Origin of the sequence: Providencia sp. PROV032, assembly GCF_028484875.1 — a bacterium.
Classification (GTDB): Bacteria; Pseudomonadota; Gammaproteobacteria; order Enterobacterales; family Enterobacteriaceae; genus Providencia; species Providencia rettgeri_E.
Genome location: NZ_JAMPSX010000079.1, coordinates 1 through 1,246, shown reverse-complemented (window position 1 = coordinate 1,246; position 1,246 = coordinate 1). Strand labels below are relative to the sequence as shown.

At 34.5% G+C, this 1,246-nt stretch carries 2 protein-coding genes; one reads left to right on the top strand and one right to left on the bottom strand.

Going from position 1 to position 1,246, the window contains the following annotated elements:
• The first annotated feature begins 283 nt into the window (after nucleotides 1–283).
• Nucleotides 284–595 (top strand): type II toxin-antitoxin system RelE/ParE family toxin, encoded by a 312-nt coding sequence (locus PSF42_RS20715; RefSeq protein ID WP_064506288.1) that lies wholly within the window; start codon nucleotides 284–286, stop codon nucleotides 593–595.
• Between the two features lie 24 nt (nucleotides 596–619).
• On the opposite strand, the gene PSF42_RS20710 is transcribed toward PSF42_RS20715, so the two are convergent.
• Nucleotides 620–937, bottom strand: coding sequence for a helix-turn-helix domain-containing protein (locus PSF42_RS20710; RefSeq protein WP_094963245.1), 318 nt, complete (start codon nucleotides 935–937; stop codon nucleotides 620–622).
• Nucleotides 938–1,246 lie beyond the last annotated feature (309 nt).

Here is a 1,246-nt window from a genome sequence, read left to right as displayed (position 1 = left end):
GAAGAACCTCATTTACTATGAAATTTATGAGATGTTTTTATGTTTAATTCCAATAAATAAAATCAGGAGGTAATTAACTCAATTTGAGTGATATTTAAGCAGTTGGATTTGAAAGTCAAATATATAAATACTTGTATATTGACTCGCATCTAATAGATAACTATGATGTGAAGTGGTTCAAAGAACCACCTATAACTTCTTTATTTAAGAAAAGAGAAAATAATGATGAAAATCAATATGATATTTATGATTCCATACCAACAAGCTAAGAGGAGACGACGATATGGAGAAAAAGGTAAACTTTATTGGTGATGCAGAAAAAGAACTGGATAAATTCCCACTTCAAGTTAAAGAAAAGTTTGTACAAGACTTGATGATGATGAGTTATGGCATGGACCCGCTATCCAGCGTCAAATCACTAAGCCTTGGATGCAAAGGAGTTTGCGAGCTAAGGAAAAACGGAAGACCAGCATACCGGCTAGTCTTCGTAATAATAGATGATGTAATACATGTTCTTCATGTGTTTTCAAAAACATCCAGTGGGACGGATAAAAAACATGAAGACACAATTAAATTAAGGTTCAAAAAAATTTAATTGCTTTTAATTAAAGACAGCTGCTCAAACAGCTGTCTTTTTTATTTGCATTTCAATTGGTTGCTCTATGTTACTTGGATCAAAGTATACATTTAGCAGATAACCAAGTTTTCCTAGCATCTCTAATAGCATATCTATTGAGAAGCTACTTATTTTTCCATTCATTAGATTGCTAATACGTGGTTGTGACACGCCAATCTCTTTGGCTGCTTGAGCCTGCGTCCAGTTATTATCTCTTATTAACTTTGTAATAATCATCATTAGCTTTGATCTTACTGTGACCAAACTAAGTTCAACTGGCTCTTTCGCTAATAACTCAAGCGGGTTTTTGTGTTTAATCATGAAAACCCCCTCTTTGCATCATTAGACATAAGAATATAGGTAATATACGTTTCTGCATAGGGCGCGCATTATACTTTTTTTTGTATATTGCGCAACAACAACTTTGCACTTTTGGTAGATCATAGTCAATAGGTTTAGATATTATTTTTATCAAAAAGATATCTAATGCCCCAATGTGGTACTAATCAAAACGGAGCGAAGCGACAGCGTCTTCCTGTCTTTGCTTTTCTCCACGATCGGTTATTGGGTCATGGCTTCTTAGCTCTTTAATCTAGCTAAGTCTGGTTAGGTTGGGCTTCTTTCGACGGT